This is a genomic window from Quadrisphaera sp. RL12-1S, assembly GCF_014270065.1.
Lineage (GTDB): Bacteria > Actinomycetota > Actinomycetes > Actinomycetales > Quadrisphaeraceae > Quadrisphaera.
In genome coordinates, this window is record NZ_JACNME010000012.1 from 115093 (window position 1) to 132486 (window position 17394).

The 17394-nt window shown below is 71.7% G+C and carries 20 protein-coding genes; 10 read left to right on the plus strand and 10 right to left on the minus strand.

Annotated features, from left to right (window positions below; genetic code table 11):
• Window positions 1–285 precede the first annotated feature (285 nt).
• From H7K62_RS17925 to H7K62_RS17940, 4 genes are all read right to left on the minus strand, one after another.
• A complete protein-coding gene (locus tag H7K62_RS17925; RefSeq protein ID WP_186721055.1) occupies window positions 286–975 on the minus strand; it encodes a DUF4396 domain-containing protein in 690 nt (229 codons plus the stop codon).
• A gap of 100 nt (window positions 976–1075) precedes the next feature.
• A complete protein-coding gene (locus tag H7K62_RS17930; RefSeq protein WP_186721057.1) occupies window positions 1076–2167 on the minus strand; it encodes an NAD(P)/FAD-dependent oxidoreductase in 1092 nt (363 codons plus the stop codon).
• Window positions 2164–2835 carry a CDP-alcohol phosphatidyltransferase family protein gene (locus tag H7K62_RS17935; RefSeq protein WP_186721058.1) on the minus strand — a complete coding sequence of 224 codons (672 nt, stop codon included), beginning with the start codon at window positions 2833–2835 and terminating at the stop codon, window positions 2164–2166. The genes H7K62_RS17930 and H7K62_RS17935 overlap by 4 nt, the downstream gene beginning before the upstream one ends.
• Entirely contained in the window at window positions 2835–3515 is a 681-nt protein-coding gene (locus H7K62_RS17940) for a TVP38/TMEM64 family protein (RefSeq protein ID WP_186721060.1), read from the minus strand. Before H7K62_RS17940 ends, H7K62_RS17935 begins: the two co-directional genes overlap by 1 nt.
• Window positions 3516–3786: 271 nt before the next feature.
• On the opposite strand from H7K62_RS17940, the gene H7K62_RS17945 reads away from it, so the two are divergent.
• The 4 genes from H7K62_RS17945 to H7K62_RS17960 are packed head-to-tail and all read left to right on the plus strand — an operon-like array spanning window position 3787 to window position 7824.
• Entirely contained in the window at window positions 3787–5031 is a 1245-nt protein-coding gene (locus tag H7K62_RS17945; RefSeq protein ID WP_370591841.1) for an ABC transporter substrate-binding protein, read from the plus strand.
• The gene (locus H7K62_RS17950; protein ID WP_186721064.1) at window positions 5028–5897 is read left to right on the plus strand and encodes an ABC transporter permease subunit; all 870 of its coding nucleotides are present in this window, start codon (window positions 5028–5030) and stop codon (window positions 5895–5897) included. The genes H7K62_RS17945 and H7K62_RS17950 overlap by 4 nt, the downstream gene beginning before the upstream one ends.
• Window positions 5894–6709 carry an ABC transporter permease gene (locus tag H7K62_RS17955; RefSeq protein WP_222437823.1) on the plus strand — a complete coding sequence of 272 codons (816 nt, stop codon included), beginning with the start codon at window positions 5894–5896 and terminating at the stop codon, window positions 6707–6709. Before H7K62_RS17950 ends, H7K62_RS17955 begins: the two co-directional genes overlap by 4 nt.
• Window positions 6706–7824, plus strand: a complete 1119-nt coding sequence (locus H7K62_RS17960; protein WP_186721066.1) for an ABC transporter ATP-binding protein — start codon at window positions 6706–6708, stop codon at window positions 7822–7824. Before H7K62_RS17955 ends, H7K62_RS17960 begins: the two co-directional genes overlap by 4 nt.
• 11 nt (window positions 7825–7835) lie before the next feature.
• Here the strand turns inward: H7K62_RS17960 and H7K62_RS24245 are convergent, their stop codons facing one another.
• The 4 genes from H7K62_RS24245 to H7K62_RS17980 all read right to left on the minus strand — a co-directional run bounded on the left by H7K62_RS24245 (window position 7836) and on the right by H7K62_RS17980 (window position 10892).
• Window positions 7836–9410 carry a dihydrolipoyl dehydrogenase family protein gene (locus tag H7K62_RS24245; RefSeq protein WP_222437824.1) on the minus strand — a complete coding sequence of 525 codons (1575 nt, stop codon included), beginning with the start codon at window positions 9408–9410 and terminating at the stop codon, window positions 7836–7838.
• Window positions 9407–9685, minus strand: a complete 279-nt coding sequence (locus tag H7K62_RS17970) for a zf-HC2 domain-containing protein (protein ID WP_186721068.1) — start codon at window positions 9683–9685, stop codon at window positions 9407–9409. Before H7K62_RS17970 ends, H7K62_RS24245 begins: the two co-directional genes overlap by 4 nt.
• Window positions 9682–10242: an RNA polymerase sigma factor gene (locus H7K62_RS17975; RefSeq protein WP_186721070.1), complete on the minus strand. Its 561-nt coding sequence runs from the start codon at window positions 10240–10242 to the stop codon at window positions 9682–9684. Before H7K62_RS17975 ends, H7K62_RS17970 begins: the two co-directional genes overlap by 4 nt.
• A 107-nt stretch (window positions 10243–10349) precedes the next feature.
• The gene (locus H7K62_RS17980) at window positions 10350–10892 is read right to left on the minus strand and encodes a carboxymuconolactone decarboxylase family protein (protein WP_186721074.1); all 543 of its coding nucleotides are present in this window, start codon (window positions 10890–10892) and stop codon (window positions 10350–10352) included.
• Between the two features lie 667 nt (window positions 10893–11559).
• Here H7K62_RS17980 and H7K62_RS17985 point away from each other — a divergent pair.
• Genes H7K62_RS17985 through H7K62_RS17995 form a run of 3 tightly spaced genes read left to right on the plus strand, consistent with a single transcriptional unit; the run spans window position 11560 to window position 13100 of the window.
• Window positions 11560–12021 carry a V-type ATP synthase subunit I gene (locus tag H7K62_RS17985; protein ID WP_186721075.1) on the plus strand — a complete coding sequence of 154 codons (462 nt, stop codon included), beginning with the start codon at window positions 11560–11562 and terminating at the stop codon, window positions 12019–12021.
• A gap of 7 nt (window positions 12022–12028) precedes the next feature.
• Window positions 12029–12778: a Crp/Fnr family transcriptional regulator gene (locus H7K62_RS17990; protein ID WP_222437825.1), complete on the plus strand. Its 750-nt coding sequence runs from the start codon at window positions 12029–12031 to the stop codon at window positions 12776–12778.
• 16 nt (window positions 12779–12794) lie between these two features.
• Entirely contained in the window at window positions 12795–13100 is a 306-nt protein-coding gene (locus H7K62_RS17995; protein ID WP_222437826.1) for a DUF427 domain-containing protein, read from the plus strand.
• A 689-nt stretch (window positions 13101–13789) separates the two neighbouring features.
• Here H7K62_RS17995 and H7K62_RS18000 read toward each other — a convergent pair.
• Complete coding sequence (locus H7K62_RS18000) at window positions 13790–14119, minus strand: hypothetical protein (RefSeq protein ID WP_186721077.1); 330 nt, start codon at window positions 14117–14119, stop codon at window positions 13790–13792.
• Between the two features lie 384 nt (window positions 14120–14503).
• Window positions 14504–15169, minus strand: coding sequence for a hypothetical protein (locus H7K62_RS18005; RefSeq protein ID WP_186721079.1), 666 nt, complete (start codon window positions 15167–15169; stop codon window positions 14504–14506).
• 418 nt (window positions 15170–15587) lie between these two features.
• Here H7K62_RS18005 and H7K62_RS18010 point away from each other — a divergent pair, with 418 nt between their 5' ends.
• The 3 genes from H7K62_RS18010 to H7K62_RS18020 form a co-directional block, all read left to right on the plus strand.
• The gene (locus tag H7K62_RS18010; RefSeq protein WP_186721081.1) at window positions 15588–15803 is read left to right on the plus strand and encodes a hypothetical protein; all 216 of its coding nucleotides are present in this window, start codon (window positions 15588–15590) and stop codon (window positions 15801–15803) included.
• A 202-nt stretch (window positions 15804–16005) separates the two neighbouring features.
• Window positions 16006–16914 (plus strand): DMT family transporter, encoded by a 909-nt coding sequence (locus tag H7K62_RS18015; RefSeq protein ID WP_222437827.1) that lies wholly within the window; start codon window positions 16006–16008, stop codon window positions 16912–16914.
• Between the two features lie 237 nt (window positions 16915–17151).
• The coding region (locus H7K62_RS18020) for an EamA family transporter (protein ID WP_222437828.1) at window positions 17152–17394 on the plus strand (243 nt) is incomplete at its 3' end.

The window sequence follows — 17394 nt, forward strand, 5'->3', positions numbered from 1 at the left end:
CGAACGCTCGTCCGCCGGTGCAGCGGTGACGATCTTCGCAGGGCGGGGGCTGAGCGAGACGGACCACCGCACAGGGCATATGAGACTTGAGCACTCGGTGTGACGAGGTGGTCGGCGTCGGGCCGACGGCTGTTCGGTGAGCGGTCCCGTGTGAGACGTCCAGGGGTATCACTTCCTGATGCTCATAGGGCGGCTGCGGCGTGGGACAAGCGGTCCTAGCCCGAGGCGCTGCTCGGGACATCGTCAGCGCAGATGCCGCCCCACCAGCTGTCGTGGCCCTGCGCCTCACATCGCCTCTTTGACGCCCCTGCGGATCAGCCACCAGTTCATCGGGTAGCTCGTCAGGTAGCCGATGCACATCCCCACCGCCATGAGGAACCAGAACGCGGCGCTGTCCGGGCGCAGCGGGTCGGCGGGGAAGAGCGCGAATCGCATCACGGCCATCCACCCGAACAGGCCCACCTCGAAGGCCGTCAGGCTCAGCACGTCCGCCTTGAGCGCCTCCCACAGGCCCTCGGCCACCCCGAGGTCCCGCATCGGGGCGATGGCGAAGTACTGGAAGACCACCCCCAGGGCCAGGGCGAGCACGTAGCTCCAGAAGAACTCCGCGTACAGGTGCTCCCCGAACAGCTCCCAGCCCAGCAGGAAGACACCGGTCTCGGCGATGATGTCCCCGAGGGTGCACCCGGCTCCGCAGTGGGTCACCCCGACGGCCACCGAGGCCCAGAACGGCTTGCCGGGCATCTTCCCGCCGTTCGCCTCCGCGGCCCGAGCGGTGGAGGCGCGCCCCCAGCGGAGGTAGGCCCACACCGCCAGCGGCCCGGCGTACAGTGCTGTGACCGGCCACACCCACTCCATCACCGCCATCCGCTGGCGCCAGCCCGCCACCCGGGCGTCGTAGACGATCCACGCCGCGCAGAGGAATGCCACGGTCAGCGCCGCCCACGACAGGACGGTCAGCCATGCAGGTGCCACAGCGAACGATCGTGCGGTGAGTGTTCGGGGAGCGCATCTTCGGCACGTTGATGACATCGGGACTCATGTGCCGCATCCGCGGGCGACCTCACATCGCTGATCACCTCTGTCGGTAGGAGCGCAGCCACCTCTCATCGATGCGCCGCTTGAGGTGCAACGGCGCGCGGCCGTACCACCACCAGCGGCCGCGCACGGCCATTCCGACACCCGCGCCGAGGTCGAGGACCGCCAGCGCGCGGTGCTGGGGCCGGTACTGCGGAAGCGGCTGACCGCGCCGGCGGGCCAGGAGGCTTTTGAGTAGGACGGGCCCCTGCCGCACGCCGTGCACGCCGATGCGTGGCAGCGGCTGGGGCAGGAAGTGCGCGCAGTCGCCGGTGGCGTAGACCTCCTCATGATGAACGTGCTGGAGCGTCGCCCGCACCGGTATGCCGCGCTCGTCACCCAGACCCAGCCGGTTGAGCAGCGGCGGTGCTGCCAGCCCGGTCGCCACCAGAGCGACGTCGTGCTGACTCGTGCTCCCGTCGAGGTATGCGACCTCGGCTGCGCTCACGCGTGTGACCTGACAGCTGGTGCGCACGTCGACACCGCGCCTCTCCAGCAGCGCCGCCAGCCGCCGACGCGCCCCGTCCGGCAGGTCAGCGCCGATGGTGGGCCCGGCTTGCAGCAACCGGACCCGGGCCACGTCGGGCCGCACTGACAGGTGCGCCGCCAGCTCCAACCCCGTCGAGCCGCCTCCAAGGACGGTGACGCTGGCGCCGGACCCGTCGATGGCGCTGGGTGAGGCGCGCAGGCGGGCATCGAGGTCGCTCAGCTCCGTCAAGGGCTTGACCTTGAGCACGCCAGCGTCGACGTCGATCCCGGGGAGCGCCACGACGCTGCCGATGGCCATGCACAGCACGTCGTAGGGAAGCTGCGCCCCTTCGGAGGTCATGGCGAGCCTGCCCTGAAAATCCAGGCCGACCATGGTCCCCTCGTGCAGCTGCACCCCGTGGGAGGTGGCCAGGGCAGCCACGTCGATGCGTCCAGCTCCGGCGGGCAGGGCCCCTGCGGCTGTGGCCGATGCCATGCCGCTGTAGTGGAAGTAGCGGGGCGCCAGCAGGTGCACTCGGTAGCCCGCCGCACGCAGCACTGCTGCGCGGCGCAGGAGGTGCAGGTGGCTGTGGCCGGCGCCCACCAGCAGGACGGTGGTCACGGGCGACCACTTGCTGCTGGCCTGCGCAGGAGGCGGTAGCCCGTGATGATCCGCTGGGTGGCGCTGAGGGCCACCACCGCGGCCCAGGCCCAGGCGATCTGCTCCGCCCAGAAGGGCACCAGGCACCAGGCGGTGTGCACGAGCACGGTCTCGGTGCCTTCGGCCAAGCCGCCCAGGAAGGACAGCGACCGCCCGTCGTCGATGTGGTGGCCGGTTCGTTCGGCGATGGAGGAGAAGGCCAGGAACGTCGAGCCGTTGACGTAGTAGGTCAGCATGACCAGCAGGAACGGCAGCAGTGAGGCCCCTTCGGTGCTGACGCCCACTCCCACGCCCACGACGAAGGCGCCGTAGACGGTGAAGTCCGCGGCGATGTCCAAGAAGCCGCCGGCCTCGCTGGGGGGAACACCTCGCTGTGCGGCGTTTTCGCTGTGGAGGGCCGTGCGGCGCCGCCGGGCGAGGGGACCGTCCAGCCCGTCTGCGGCACGGGACAGCAGCCACAGCGCCAACGCGGGTGCCCACAGCCCGCCCGCGGCCGCGCCGGCGCCGACCAGCCCCAGGGCCAGACCGGCGATGGTCAGCCGGTCGGGTGTGACGTGCGGCCGGTCCAGGACACCGGCAGCGCGGCCCAGCGGGCCCTGCAGCAGTCGGCGGGCGGTGCTGTCGAGCATCAGGTGCCGTCCCGGCCGTTGGTGGACTTCGCCTGTCGAGCAGTTGGAGAACTGGGACGCGTCGCTGACAGGTCCTTCGGCCTTCGGTGGCGCCGTCGGGCCGCCACAGCGGCGACCAGGGTCAACACGACCAGGACGGCGGTGGCCGTCAGGAACGGCAGCGATGTGGGATCGGTGCCGTAGGCGCCCAGGGCCACGAAGGCCAGGGTGCCGGGAAGGATGCCCACCGCGGTGGCGAGCAGGTAGCTGCCGAAGCGCACGGCGGTGAACCCGCTGGCGTAGTTCACCGCGGTGAACGGCACCACCGGGACCAGGCGCAACCCCAGCACGGCGAACAGGCCGTGGCGCTGCACGAGGTCGTCAACGCGCGCCAGGTGCCCGCGTGTCAGCCGGGTAGCGGCATCGCGCCCCAGCAGGCGAGCCAACCAGAAAGCCATCCCCGCCCCGACCACGGCCGCCGCCCAGACGACGGCGGCACCCAGCGGCAACCCGAAGACCGCCCCTGCTGCAGCGGACATCAGGCTCTTCGGCAGCGGCGCGAGGGTCGCTGCGGCGTAGACAGCCCCGAACAGCAGCGGAGCCCATGGGCCGGAGACCAGCGCACTGTTCGAGCCGGGGCCAGCGCCAGGGCTCGAGCCGGGCAGGGGCAGGCGCGAGGCGATCACGGCCGCGGCGGCCACCAGGGCGACCAGCAGCAGAGGGCGAGCCCATGTCCGCCACGCAGACCGGACCGGACCCGGAGTGGGTGCTGCCGGCACGGCGGCTCCTTCGATGGTGGTCGGCGTGGGCCGGGTCGACCAGCGCCAGTGCGGGAAGGCCGTGGCGGTGCTGTTGTGTTCCCACACCACCACAGCTGATCACGCCGCCCGGTGTGACGGCGCCATCTTCCAGGAGGCCAGCGCAGTGCCCACCGCCCACCAGGTCCCACGGCGAGCGCTCAGGTCGAGGAAGGTGCGTGTCACGGCGCTGGTCCTTGCGTGCGCCGGCTTGCTGGCGGCCTGCGCCGGAGCCGAACCCGGCCCGCAGCCGCAGGAGTCAGCGAGCGGCGGCGGTGGAGCTCAGAGCTGGGAGCAGGTGATGGAGGAGGCCCGAGGCCAGACGGTCGACCTGTGGATGTACGGCGGGGACCAGAAGGGCAACACCTACGTCGATGAGGTCCTCGCCCCGGCGGCGGCCGAGCTCGGGGTCACCCTGCGCCGGGTGCCTGTGGCCGACACCGCCGACGCGCTCAACCGCGTGCTGTCCGAGCTGCAGGCCGGGCGCCGCGACAGCGGGAGCGTGGACCTGGTCTGGGTCAACGGGGAGAACTTCCGCAGCGGCCAGCAGGCCGGTGCCTGGCTGTGCGGGTGGACCAGCCAGCTGCCGAACATGCGCTACACCGACCCAGCCGACCCGCTGCTGAGCAGCGACTTCGGAACACCGGTCCAGGGATGTGAGGCGCCGTGGCACAAGGCCCAGTTCGTCCTGGCCTACGACTCCGCTGATGTGACCGACCCGCCCAGGTCGGTGGAGGAGCTGTTCGCCTGGGCCAGGCAGCACCCGGGCAGGTTCACCTACCCCGCGCCCCCCGACTTCACCGGCTCGGCCTTCCTGCGGCAGGCGCTGTACGCCAGCGCCGGGGGCCAGGGCGAGGTTCCGGCCGACTACGACGAGGCCGCCTTCAACGAGCTCACCCCCGCGCTGTACCAGCAGCTGCTCGACGTGGCGCCCAGTCTGTGGCGCTCTGGCCAGACCTACCCGCGTGACCTGGCCCAGCTGGAGGACCTGTACGCCTCCGACCAGGTCGACATCACCATGACCTACGGCCCGGCCACCCTGGAGGACGCCGTCGCGCGGGGCGTCTTCCCCGCATCGACCCGAGTCCTGGGCCTCGAAGGGGGCACCCTCGGCAACGCCAGCTTCCTGGCGGTCCCGGTCAACGCCGGTGACCGGGCCGCCGCCCAGGTGGTCGCCGACCTGGCGCTGTCGCCACAGCAGCAGCTGGCCAAGGCACGCCCAGAGGTGTGGGGCCAGTACACCGTCCTGGACCAGGACCGGCTGCCCGAACAGGTCCGCCAGGACTTCGCCGCCCTGCCGACCTCCCAGGTGGTGCCATCCTTCGCCGAGCTCTCCCGGGGGGCGCTGCCGGAGCTGGGTGCCGGGTGGGTCGCCCCGCTGGAGGACGGGTGGCGCACCACGGTCCTGCCCGGGCGATGAGCCGCACCCGCTCCCGCGGGCGGGCCGGGCTGCTGGTGCTGCCCGCGGTGGTCCCCACGGTGGCGGTCCTGGGGGCCGGCACCGGCGTGGCCCTGCTGCAGAGCACCGGGCTGATGCCCCTGGTCGGGGCGCCGGAGGCGACGACGGCGACGTACCGGATGCTGGCCGGGGATCGTGCCTTGCGAGACGGACTGGTCATCTCCCTGGGCGTGGCCACGGCCAGCACGGTGCTGGCGGTGGTCATCGGGGTGGGCGTGGCACTGCTGGTGCGCACCACGCGCGCCGGCGGACGCCTGCTGCACCTGGCGGCAGCAGCGACGGTGCCGGTACCCCACCTCATCGGCGCTGCCGCGGTGGGACTGCTGCTGGCCGACTCGGGCTTGCTGGCCAGGGTCCTGGGCCTCGGGCCGGACTCCTTCCCGCCCCTGGTCGCAGGACCGTGGTGGGTGGCAGTGGTGGCGGAGTACGCCTGGAAGGAGTCGGCCTTCGTCGCGCTCGTGGTGCTGGCCGCGGTCGCTGTCCACGAGCGGGAGCTGGACGAGGCTGCGGCAGTTCTGGGTGCTGGACCCTGGCAGCGGCTGCGGCGGGTCTTCCTGCCGCTGGCCGCTCCCGCCGCGACTGCGGCCGGGGGCATCGTGTTCGCCTACGTGGTGGGTTCCTACGAAGTGGCGTGGCTGCTGGGGCGCACCTACCCCGAGCCCTTGCCGGTGCTGGCCTACCGGCTGTACAGCGACGTCGACCTGGCGAGCCGCCAGGAGGCGATGGCGGTCGCGCTGATGACCACGGCCCTGTCGGTCACCGCGCTCGTGGTGACCGCGGCGCTGCTGCGCCGCAGCGCCGCAGTGCGCTCCGGGGACCTGGTGTGAGCGCGCCCGCCGGCACGCGGGTCGAGCCGACCGGTCGCCGGGTCCTGCGGGACTCGGCCACCGCTGCGGCCGCGATCGCGCTGGTGGTCCCGCTGCTGGCTCTGGCGCTGTGGGCGGTGGCTGCTCGCTGGCCCTTCCCGGAGGTGCTGCCCACCACCTGGGGGCTGGCGGGGTGGCGAGAGGTCCTGGCCCAGGGGGCCCTGCCCGCCGCGGGACGCTCGACGGTGCTGGCTCTGGGGGTGGCGCTGCTGGCCACCCCCGCGGGGGCCCTGGCCGGTCGTGCCCTGGCCGGGCGTCAGGTGCCGCTGGCCCGTCTGGTCGAGGGCGTGCTGATCGCCCCGGTGGCCGTGCCACCCTTCGCCGTGGTGATGGGGCTGAACATCGTGGCGCTGCGGGTGGGCCTGCCCGCCACCGCGGCGTTGGTGGTGGTGCTCGTGGTGGCCGCCCTGCCCTACACGACCTGGGTCATGCGCTCGGCCTACGCCGGGTACGACCGCGGCTATGAGGACGCCGCCCGAAGCCTGGGGGCCGGCCCCGGCCAGGTGCTGTGGCGGGTGCACCTGCCGCTGATCGCTCCGGCGCTGGCCGCCGCCGCGTTCCTGGCGTTCCTGGTGGGGTGGAGCGACTACGTGGTGACCCTGGTGGTGGGTGGTGGCCAGCTGGTCACCCTCCCGCTGCTGGTGGCTTCCTTGTCCGCCGCCAGCGGCAACGACGCCGCCGTGGCTGCTGCGTCACTGGCCGCTGTCGCGCCGCCGCTGGTCCTGCTGGTCATGACCGGGCTGCTCGCCCGTGGGCGAGGGGGTGAGCGGTGAGCGCGGCGTGTGGACCGGTGCGAGGGCACCTGCGTCTGGAGGGACTGCGCCGCGCCTTCCCCGGCGGGCAGGCTCCCGTGCTGGACGGTCTCGACCTGGACGTGCCCGCCACGGGGTCCGTGGCACTGCTGGGGCCCTCCGGCAGCGGCAAGAGCACCACGTTGCGCCTGGTCGCGGGACTGGACACCCCTGATGCTGGGCGGGTGGTCCTCGATGGTCGTGACCTGACCCGGGTGGCCCCTGAGCAGCGGCGGATGGCCATGGTCTTCCAGCGGCCGCGCCTGTTCCCCCACCTGGACGTGCGTGACAACGTCGCCTTCCCCCTGCAGGTCGCCGGCGCGCCCCGGCGCCGGGCCCGCACGGATGCTGAGCGGTTCTTGGACCTGGTGGGTGCCGGTGAGCTCCTGCGGCGCCGGCCGCGCTCCCTGAGCGGTGGCCAGGAGCAGAGAGTCGCTCTGGCGCGCAGCCTGGCGGCCCGGCCGCAGGTGATGCTGCTGGACGAGGCGTTCAGCGCCCTGGACCCCTCGGTGCGCTCGGAGATGCATGAGCTGCTCAGCGAGCTGCGCGCCACCGTCGAGACGACGCTGCTGCTGGTCACCCACGACAGGCACGAAGCGGCTGCCGTGGCTGACACCGTCGCGGTGCTGCTGGAGGGGCGCCTGGCCCAGCACGGGCCCATCCAGGAGCTGCACACCAGGCCCGCGACGCTGGCGGTCAGCCGCTTCCTGGGAGGGCTGAACGAGGTCAGCGGTCACGTGGACCGCGGCGCCCACGTCTCCGAGCTCGGCCAGCTCGCTCTCCCAACGGGCGCTACCAGAGCTGTCTCAGCCGGTGCTGCCGTGCTGCTGGTGCGCCAGGAGGCGGTGCGGCTGGTGGCGCTCGACGACCCCACCGCCGACGCCTTCGGCAGCGTCACGGGCATCAGGTCCCGCGGGGCGCGTGCACTGGTGGAGGTGGCCACCGCTGCCGGACCGCTGCACGCCGAGCTCCCACCAGGACAGCACCCGCGTCTTCGACAGCAGGTGGGCCTGGTGCTGCCGGTCGACCAGCGCTGGGTGGTGCCGGCCGCGGCCGATGGCACTCCCGCGCTGCCGGACGTCGCCGAGCGGGTCTGAGGTCTCGGCTCTCAGCCCGCCAGGGGGGAGTCCAGCCACCGTCGCCGCGCCGCCAGCAGCAGCCGGGTGGCACGTGCCAGGGGCCCCTCGCCCAGGGACTGCCTGACATCACTCACCGCGGCGTTCCAGACGCCGTCGCTGAAGGTCGGATAGGCGTGGGTGGCAGCTGCGAGGTCACGCGTGCGCAGGCCCTGGCTCAGCGCCAGCACCACCTCCCCCAGGCTCTCCCCGGCCCTGGGCCCGACGATCGTCGCGCCGACGATGCGGGACCTGCGGTCGAGCACCAACCGGGTGAAGCCCTCGCGGCGGTCCTCGGTGACGGCACGGTCGAGGTGAGCGTGCTCGACCGTGACCGTGCGCAGGCCCTCCGGCAGGTGCGGACCGCTGGGGACCCCGACCGCGGCGACCTCGGGGTCGGTGAAGGTGACCCGAGGCACGATGCCGTCGGTGCGTCGGCGCAGGCCCAGCACGGCGTTCGTCGCTGCCAGCGAACCGTGCACACCGGCCAGGTGGGTGAACGGCGGGTGCCCGGTGACGTCACCAGCGGCCCAGACACGAGGGTTGCTGGTGCGCAGGTGCCCATCGACGCGCACGTGCCCGCGCTCGTCGAGGTCCACCGCGGCGTGCTGCAGCCCCAGGCCAGCGGTGCGCGCAGAACGCCCCAGGGCCACCAGCAACCGGTCATAGGGCAGACGGGTCCCGTCATCCAGGACCACGCCTCCGCTGCCGTCGCCGCTGGGCTCGACGGCGCTGGCACGGGTCTGGGTGCGGACGTGGACGCCGTCGCGTTCCAGCGCGGCGCGGACCACGGCCGAGGCGTCGGGGTCCTCGCGTGCCAGGAGGTGCTCACCGGAGTGGAGCAGGGTGACCTGCACGCCCAGGCGAGCCAGGGCCTGCCCGAGCTCGCAGCCGATGGGGCCGCCACCCAGCACCACCAGACGCCGTGGCAGCTTCGGCATCGCCTCCAGGTGCGACCACAGGTCCTCACTGGTCAACGCGCCGGCGCTGGCAAGGCCAGGCAGGTCAGGGACGGTGGGGGCTGACCCGGTCGCGATCAGCGCCTGGCGGAAGGTCAGGGCTCGTCCGTCCACCGAGGCGGTCCGCTCACCTGTGAACACCGCCCGCCCGGCCATCACCTGGGCGCCGGTCTCACGGATGGAGTCGGGGGAGTCCTGCGGCTCGATCGTCTCGATGGCGCTGCGCCAGTGCTGGGCCAGGCGGGGCAGGTCGACCTCAGCCGCGGCCCCGGCCACCCCGAGGTGCTCGTGGCGGTCCACCTCCGCGGCGCGGGCCGCGGCCGCGACCAGCGACTTCGAGGGCACGCAGCCGGTCCACAGGCAGTCCCCGCCCGTGCGGTGGCGCTCCACGAGCACCACCCGTGCTCCGAAGCGGGCAGCGGTCTTGGCGGCGACCAGGCCTGCGGTGCCGCCACCGACCACGAGCAGGTCCCACGGGTCCTGCCCATCGGCGGTGGCCGTGGTGGCTGCGGTGGCCGGTGTGGTCGAGGTCGTTGACGAAGGTGGGGTCGAGGGCGCCTGTGCAGGGTCAGCGGGGGTGGCTGTCGTGGACGTCGTGGTGGGGGTCACCGGTGCTCCTCCTGGGTCAGGCGTTCGAGAAGGGCGGCCATCCGTCGTACGACGGCGGGGTCTGGCGCCTGGCGCTCGGACCACCCGCGCAGCGCGCGCTTCACCAGGCGGCTCTCCTGAGCGGCCTGCTGGCAGCGGCGGCACACAGCCAGGTGCTGCTCCAGGCGTCGCGCCTGCGGCGCCGGCAACGGCGCTGCGGGATCTGCATCCAGATAGCGCTGCAGGCGGCGGGCGGACCAGTGGCAGGTCAGCATGGTGCGTACGGCTGAGATCACGGCGTGCTCCTCGAGCGGTCCAGCGTCGGGCGCAGCTGGTGGCGCAGCCGTGCCCGGGCTCGGCTGAGCCGGGACATGACCGTGCCGACCGGGACGCCGATGACCTGCGCGGCCTCGGTGTAGCTGAGCTGGTCGACGTCCACCAGCAGCAGCACCTGCCGAAAGCGCGGGTCCAGTGAGGCCACCGCCACCTCCAGCTCCTCTTCCAAGACCATGGCCAGGACGTCATCCTCGGCGCTGTCGGGGCTGACTGCCCCGAACGCCGGGCGAGCCCCGTCGAGCTCCCTGACGTCCTCCACGACGTCGGGCCGGCGCCTGCGGTGCATGTTGAGGTGGGTGTGGCGCAGGATCGTGAGCAGCCAGGCCCGCGGGTGTCTCCCGTCGAAGCGGTCGACTGCTCTGTAGGCGCGCACCAGCGTCTCCTGCACGAGGTCTTCGGCGTCCACCGTCGAGCCCGTCACCGTCCGAGCCACCCTCAGCAGCACCGGGATCTCCGGCTCCACGTGCTGGGCGAAGACGGCTGACCTGTCCAGGGAGGTGTCCCGTTGTCCAGGCACGTGTGAGGCATCCGCTGGCACCTGCTCATCCTTCCCGGTGCTGGACGTCGGCTGGCGCGTGGCGATCCGTGGCCCCGGCGGGTGGGTGTCCCCGCCGGGGCGGGGGCTCACAGGCCAGGCGCCAGCGGCATGTCCAGGTCGGTCTGCACCAGGTGGTTGAAGTGGTTGGTGAAGAGGTTCAAGGCGATGTGGACCGAGACCTCGGTGAGCTCGACATCGCTCCAGCCGGCCTCCAGCGCCGCCTGCCAGGTGCGGTCATCGACGTTGCCCTTGGCTCCGGCGGACTCGCGCACGAGCGCCAGCAGCGCTTCGAGCTTGGGGTCGAAGTCGACCGCTCCGGTCCGGATGGCCACCGTCTGCTCCTGGGTGAACCCGGCCCGCACGGCGGAGACGGTGTGCGCAGACTGGCAGTACGTGCAGTCGTCGACGTTGCCCACGACCAGCGCGATGGCCTCGCGGGTGGCGGCGTCGAAGGTGCCCAGGTCGGTGATGACGCGCTGGAGGGCGACGTAGGACTGCAGCACCACCGGGGAGTGGGCCATCGCCCCGTGGATGTTCAGCACCGTGCCGAAACGGGCCTGCAGCCCCTTCAGCGCGTCGCGGCTGGCTTCGGGGGCGTCAGCAGGGGTGTGGACGGGCACTCGGGACATGCGCAGCTCCTCGCGAGGGTGTCGTGGGTCGTACCGCTGTGGCGCGACACGGAGGGAACCCGGCAGGAGCACGAGGTCTTCCGCTGACCTTCCCGCGCGCCTGCCGCCGGCCCTGAGCGGTGGAGCCGGTGAGGGCCCTCGCTGTCCGGGCGGGTGGTGGACGACCGGGCGGATGGCGACGACCTCGTGCAGGCCCTTCGATGCGTCCGGCAACTGCTCCTGCTCCGGCGACACCGTGGCTCGGCAACGGGACCTCAGGCCATCTCGTCCTGCGCCCGGAGTCGCAGCGTCCTGGCGCCGCACCACGGTGCCCGAGCGGCCGGCTGCCTCTGCTCCCGCGTGACGGGCGAGGACGCGGCACCGCAGATCGGCGCCCTGTTCGCCGTCGCCTGACACGGTGGTCTGAGCAGAGCGGACGCGATCGCCCTGGTTCGACGTGTCGCCCGTGCTGTCGTCCGCGCTGTGCGCCTGCCGCCCCACGGTCCAAGCCGTCCTGTGCGCTTCTCGAAGCCTGGCCGCCGCGGCTCGGAGCAGCGGTGCTCACCGCACTCACCGCCGCGGTGTCCTGGTACCGGAGGTCTGCGCTCTGTGGGGTCGATCACAGAAGCGGGGCACGGCGGCCTCCTAGCGTCCCTTCCACCAACGGCACTCACGAATGGAGCGGGACATGAGTACGACCACCCACCGGGCGACGGCGGCGCGACACAGCCTGGGGACCCGGCTGCTCGCCGGGGCGCTGGGAGGCATCGGCGGAGGGCTGGTGTTCGGCGCACTGATGTCGATGATGGGGATGCTGACGATGATCGCGTCGATGGTGGGCTCGTCGTCGGCTGTTGTCGGCTTCGCGATGCACATGGTCATCTCGGTCGTGTTCGGCGTGGTCTTCGCGCTGCTCGCTGGGCGCTGGCTCAGCTCATGGGGAGCAGGCCTCGTCGCCGGCGCCATCTGGGGCGTGGTGCTGTGGGTCGTCGGGCCACTGCTGGCGATGCCGCTGATGATGGGGATGGCGGTGTTCTCTTTCGGAGCGACGACGGTGATGTCGCTGATGGGGCATGTGATCTTCGGACTGGTGCTTGCCGCGATCTCGGTCGCGATGCTGCGGCGCGGGGCTGAGCGTGTTGGGCGATAGTGCGCAGGTGCCCGGGCTGCCGTCGTCGTCGGATCCGCGTCTGGACCTCGATCCACCTGCGGTCCCAGCTGATCCTTTCTCGTGCTTGACCGAAGTGGACCTCTTCGCCGACCTCTCCGCCGATGAGGTGGCGGCGATGGACCAGATGGCCCCTGCCAGCCTCTTTCGCCGGGGTCAGCTGCTCTACAGCCAAGACCAGACCGCAGACGCCCTCTTCATCGTCAAGGCGGGCAGGGTGCGCGTGTTCCGCGTGAGCCAAGACGGCAAGGCGCTCACTCTCGCGATCTTGGGGCCAGGGTCGGTGTTCGGCGAGATGCTCCTGATCGGCCAGCGGATGCATGACAGTTTCGCCGAAGCCCTGGACGACGCTCTGATCTGTCAGCTGGGCGTTCGTGACGTGGAGCGCTTCCTGCTCGCTGATGCCCGCATCGGGACCCGTGTGGCCAGGCTCCTGGGGGCGCGCGTTGCCGAACTCGAGGACCGCCTGACAGATCTCGCGCTGAAGCCTCTGCACGCGCGCGTCGCAGCCACCCTCGTGAACCTGTCCCAAGGCTCCTCGGCAGGAGGCTCGCGCTTTGGACGTGCACCGTCGATCAGGCTGACGCATGAGCAGCTGGCGAGCGTGATCGGCTCGACACGTGAAGCCACGAGCCGAGTCCTCAGCGACATGGCAGCGGCGGGGTTGATCCGCCAGGGACGCGGTCGCGTCGTGATCCTCGATGTGGTCGGCCTGCGCCGTGGCACCTACCCCCACTAGAGGTTGGAGTTGAGCAGTGCGCGACATCATCGCAACAGCAGAACTTGACGGGACTCTCATCGCGACGACTACCAAGGGACGACTCGTCGAAGGAAACGTCTACTTCCCGGCGTCCGACGTTCGAACTGAACTGCTGAGCTCAAGTCCCTTGACGACTCTCTGCCCGTGGAAGGGGATCGCCCGGTACCGCCACCTGACCACAGAGGGCAGGGTCGTCAAGAACGCCGCGTGGACGTACCCGGTTCCACTGCCCTTCGCGTGGTTCGTCCGGGACCGGCTCGCCTTCGAGCTTGGCAGCGGAGTCACGATCACCTACCGATGATCGGAGCGACGTTCGTCTCGGCTGCATTCTCGCATGGGTTGGACTGTCTCGTGGGTCTTCGGCGCGACAGTCTGGTGCCGGGGATGTCGGCGGGTACTGAGCGATTCGATCATCCGCAGTGGGGACTGGCTGCGGCCACGAACCCTCTGCGGGGTCCTGCGTCACGCACGCGCCAACCGACCCGACCGGTGACGATCGCCCTGTCATGTAGCGGCAGACAAGCAGCGGAATCCCTGACGATCCAGGGGCATTCGGTGGCGATGGCATATGCGACGGACGGCGGCCCCCGCTACCCAGGAGCGCAACGGAGGTTCCGAGAGTGCGGGCAGCGATCCCATCTGCGACAGCTGGAGGCCTCGATCGCCAGCTTGCCGCAATGTGCACGGAGGCGGGCGGTCAGCGGTCCTCGGCGGAGACATCGGCAGAGACGTCGACCTCGCCCGTAGCGAGCAGGCTCAGCCTGCCTCCGGTTCGAGTCCAGCCCGGGTGAACGCGCCGAGGCCGTCGATGCGCGCTTGCGGACCGCGCTGGGGCTGGCGGCCGATGCGGGGCTGGCAGCGGTGGCCAGCTGGATGAGCGCATCAAGAGTGACCCGCTTACTGGATGGCGGGCTCGACGGCAGCCAGCGCCGTCGAGGAGCGCCACGACGTCCGATCGCAGGTCACTGAGTGCTGTCGCCGAGCTGACGATCAGGCTTCCCTGCGGCCCGAACGGCGGCTCGTCACCACAGCACGGACTCCCACGACAAGACCCACCATGGCGCTGACCCCAACCACCACCAGTCCGATCCACACCACGGCACCGATGGCACCCAGCGGGTCGCTCCCGATGAGGGAGTAGGCGCCGAAGGCGGCGAAGGGGACGACCGTCAGCGCCCAGGCACGCAAGGCGCCTACGCGCGGCACCCCGACCACCACCGCGCACATCAAGGTGGCGATGACTCCGAGGACCTGCCAGGCGGCCAGCGTCGGCTCGTCATCGGCCCAGGACAGCCACACCAGCCACGCAGCGGCGCTCATTGCGGCGACCAGGGCCGCCCATGTAGCGGTGGACCTTGACGACCGCGCTGCAGCAGCGGGTGACACCTGTGCGCTCATGGACCCTCCCTGTCGCAGGCTAGGTGACAGCTGGCTGCAGACGGCGCACCACGCGCGAGGCGAGGGCGATCAGCAGCCGTCACCAGGTGCGGCCCCTAGCTCGCCGGTCAGCTCGCGGCGACGTCCCAGTCCGCGCGATCAGCGATCCCATCTGCGACGCCGGAGGCTGTCTGGCCGCAGATGTCCGCCCGGCGGCGGGTGTCGTGCGGGCGGTGCTGGCCAGCGAGATGCCCAGAACAGGCTGCGGGGCAGCCACGGTCCGGTCCGTACCGAACTCGCCCCGACAACCGTCCGGGCCGGGGGCGGCTAGCAGGGCAGGGGCGGTGCCTCGTACTCGACCGGTTGATCGTGCGTGCCCCACAGGGCCAGGTGTGCGGTGCCAGCGTCCCAGCGAAGGCTGTAGGTCCCAGCGCTGATGGGGCGGTACCCGTCATCAGCACCGTAAGAGGCCAGCAGACGCGGACGGTGAGCCCCAGACGGGAGCATGTACACCCTTCCCGAGCCCAGCAGCAGCGAGGAGTTCTCCGCGACGACCACCCGGCATCCGGAGTCGCTGGCTGGTGCCAGGACGTGAAAGGTCGTCACCGCATCAGACAGGCTGACCACCGCGAGCCCGGTCGCAGAGGCGAGCACTGCCAGCGTGGTCACCGCCCCTGCCGCGATCCGGCGCAGGAGTGGCCGGCGTGGCGCCTCGGGGAGCCGGTCGTCGCTGACAGCTCTGACGAGCGCCGCGCAGACCAGTAGCCCAAACCCGATCAGCACCGCTGCGCCGACGGCGTGCCAGCGCCTGGGGACGACCCCAGCGATGACGACCGGCTCGACCCAGTCCCGCGTCCACCATGCCAGGGCGACCGCCGTGACCAGCGCCGCCAGGCCGGCAGCACGGAGCACTACGACGGCGAAGGCCCCCGAACGGCCCGGCGCTGACGCCGCAGGCGCCGGGTCCTGGAGGAGAGCGCTGGGGCTCTTCATGCGCGCAACATCGCAGCCGTCAGGAGGGCAGGGGCCCTGCCGGTCCGAATCGTCGGCACGGGGTTCATCGTGATCTCCCCTGTCGAGATCGGCGACTGGCGGGAGGTGCCCCTGCAACCGAGTCGACGGCGCAAGGTCTCCTGGATTCTCACCGGCGCCAACAGACCGAGGGGCCAGACGCGCGGACGCGGACAACACCTGCACACGCTCCTGTCGTCGTCGGGCGACGCAGCGCGGGGTCACCTCGCTGGTACGACGGCTCAGCCTCTTGCAGCTCCCGTGTGCAGCGGAGGCCGGACCGACGTCGACGCCAGCAACAGGCACGGCGGCGTTCGGTCGGCATTGGCTAACCGCACGCGTTGATGCCTCGCCCGGACAAGATGGGACTGTGAACGACCCTCGACCACGGAGCGCGTCGATGACCCTCACCGTCGAGGTCGACTACATCGAGCCGGATCACTGGATCGCTGTTATCGACACACCTGACGGACCCTTCTCCACCGAGACCGACGCTGCGCCGAAGGTGGAGACTGCGGCCCGGGCGGCGGTCGCTGAGGTCCTTAGCGTCGTCGACGTAGAGCTCGTGTTCGTTGACTTCGACGGACGCCCCTGGTCCCCGCTGGCGAAGGGCTGAGCAGTAACCGCGCCCGGTTGTCTTTCATTCGGTGAGCGGTCCGCCTACGAGACGACCAGCGGTCGGCCTACGACGGCGCAAAGCGGAGTGATTCCGCACCCGGGCCAGCCCTACCGTCCCAAACATGATCACCAAGAGTGGGGCTACGTCAGCACCTTCGGTCTCAGCCGCGACCGCCGAGGCGCCCACAACCGAGCGCTGGGTGCCAGCCTTCGCCGCCCTGGCCCTGCTGTGGGGCTGCTCCTTCACCTTCATCCACATCGGCCTGCAGGCCCTCACCCCCGTCCAGGTCGCCTTCTGGCGCCTGGCCCTGGGCGCGGCGACCCTGCTGGCCATCAGCGCCGCCACCCGCACCCACCTGCCCCGCACCCGGCGCACCTGGGCCCACCTGCTCGTGCTGGCCCTCCTGCTGAACGCCGCCCCCTTCACCCTGTTCGCCATCGGCCAGCAGAGCGTGTCCTCGGTGCTGGCCGGGATCATCAACGCCACCACCCCGCTGGCCACCCTGGTGGTGATCCTGGCTGCCTTCCGCGAGGAGCGACCCACCCGAGCGCGCACCACCGGCCTGCTGATCGGCTTCGCCGGGGTCGCCGTCGTCCTCGGCGCCTGGCGGGGCTTCGCCGCCAGCGAGCTGGCCGGCGTGCTGGCCTGCCTAGGAGCAGTGGCTTGCTACGGCGTCGCCTTCCCCTACTCCCGGCGCTGCCTCGCCGGCAGCGGGGAAGGACCGGTCGCGCTGGCCACCGCGCAGGTGCTGCTGGCCGCGGGCCTGATGCTGCCGGTGCTCGCGATCACCGGCGCGGCCCCGACAGCACCCGTGACACCGACCGTGGTGATCGCGATGCTCGCGCTGGGAGCGCTGTGCTCGGGAGTGGCCTACGTGCTGAACTTCCGCATCGTGGCGGCCGCCGGGGCCAGCACCGCCAGCAGCGTCACCTACCTGACCCCGGTGGTCGCTGCCGTGGTCGGGGTAAGCGTGCTGGGTGAGCACGTGCGGTGGAACCAGCCGGTGGGCGCGGTGGTGGTGCTGATCGGGATCGCCGTCTCCCAGGGGCTGCACCGCGCGGTCGCGGCGCGGATTGCGCGGAGCGACTCCTCGCGCTCGTCCGGGTGAGGATCCCAACTGCGACGGACAGCGGCCTCGACCGCCAGCGCATCGCGAGGAGGCCCGAGGCGGGCGGTCAGCGGTTCGCCTACGAGACGACCAGCGATCGGCCTACGACGGCGCAAAGCGGAGTGATTCCGCACCCGGGCCAGCCCTACCGTCCCAAACATGATCACCAAGAGTGGGGCTACGTCAGCACCTTCGGTCTCAGCCGCGACCGCCGAGGCGCCCACAACCGAGCGCTGGGTGCCAGCCTTCGCCGCCCTGGCCCTGCTGTGGGGCTGCTCCTTCGCCTTCATCCACATCGGCCTGCAAGCACTCACCCCCGTCCAGGTCGCCTTCTGGCGCCTGGCCCTGGGCGCGGCGACCCTGCTGGTCATCAGCGCCACCACCCGCACCCGCCTGCCCCGCACCCGGCGCACCTGGGCCCACCTGCTCGTGCTGGCCCTGCTGCTGAACGCCGCCCCCTTCACTCTGTTCGCCATCGGC